The following is a 1,349-nucleotide window of genomic DNA, read 5'->3' as shown; positions in this document are numbered from 1 at the left end:
GTACCTGTGCCGCCACTATTAGTACCTGTGCCGCCGCTATTAGTACCCGTGCCGCCACTATTAGTACCTGTGCCGCCACTATTAGTACCTGTGCCGCCGCTATTAGTACCCGTGCCGCCACTATTAGTACCTGTGCCGCCGCTATTAGTACCTGTGCCGCCGCTATTAGTACCTGTGCCGCCGCTATTAGTACCTGTGCCGCCGCTATTAGTACCTGTGCCGCCGCTATTAGTACCCGTGCCGCCGCTATTAGTACCTGTGCCGCCGCTATTAGTACCCGTGCCGCCGCTAGAAGGAGTTGTCCCCTCAATGGTGAAGGGATTGTCGTTTACGCGGGGTATTTGACCTGTAGTGAACCGAGATTCATCTAGCGAGTTCGATCGAACATCAATCAACACCGCCAAAAATTCCCCAGTTCGCCTGTCCCTAATAATCGTGTTGCTAGAATTCGAGCCTTGGCCCTGGAAAATTTCTAACTCTGTAAAGTTCAGACCTCCAGCCAGACCGATCGAATCTCCCGCCTTAAAATCTCTAATTACATCAGCATCGCCGATTTCGCGGCCGCCAGTAGTGAGAAACCCGTTGCTACCAGGCGACGTGCCCACCCTACCGAGAACAAAGATATCCGATCCGTCGCCTCCTGTCAGAGTATCCGATCCGCGATCGCCCGAAAGAACATCATCCCCAGCATCTCCAGACACAGAATCATTGCCGTCGCCCCCGAAGATCAGGTCATCACCCTCGCCGCCATCACCAGTATCGTTACCAACACCGCCGGTGATGACATCCCCGCCCTCGGAGCCCAACAAAATATCATTGCCAGCAGCGCCGATCAGGCAGTCATTACCCGTGTCGCCAAAAACAGTGTCACTGCCCTTGTCGCCAAAAATCAGGTCGTCCTCGCCACCACCGCGCAGACAGTCATTGCCTTTACCGCCGTACAGCGAGTCGTTTCCTTCAGAACCCAAGACAATATCATTGGCCTGGTCGCCAAAAGCTAGGTCATCGCCTTGGTCGCCAGAAACCAAGTCATCGCCTTTGCCGCCCCGCGCCGTGTCATTGCCGCGCCCGCCCTCAACAATATCTTTACCAGCGCCACCGTTGAGAGAATCGTTACCGTCCTCGCCCCTGACTATATCGTCTCCGTCCCGACTCAGAAGCGTGTCGTCGCCGCCGCGCCCGGAAATCGTGTCATTGAACAAGCTGCCGATTAAATAGTTACTGCCGTCATTTGCGACAACTAAGCCATCGACAAAAAGTGGCTGTGGGGGAGGGGTTGGAACTGTCAGAGTTGGCCGCGGCACCGGGGTGATCGAAATGTCCGGGCCCGTCCCCGTCATCGTTGTCGA

The 1,349-nt window shown here is 55.7% G+C and carries 1 protein-coding gene; it reads right to left on the bottom strand.

Features of this window, described 5'->3' with window-relative positions:
• A partial coding sequence (locus QUA16_RS33395) for a calcium-binding protein (protein WP_333181682.1) occupies positions 1-1,304 on the bottom strand: 1,304 nt, incomplete at its 3' end.
• Positions 1,305-1,349: the final 45 nt, after the last annotated feature.

The organism is Microcoleus sp. S13_C3, assembly GCF_036700905.1.
In the GTDB taxonomy this organism is placed as follows: domain Bacteria; phylum Cyanobacteriota; class Cyanobacteriia; order Cyanobacteriales; family Microcoleaceae; genus Microcoleus.
Note: the sequence above shows the minus strand (reverse complement) of the source record. Positions and strands in the feature narration are given on the sequence as shown.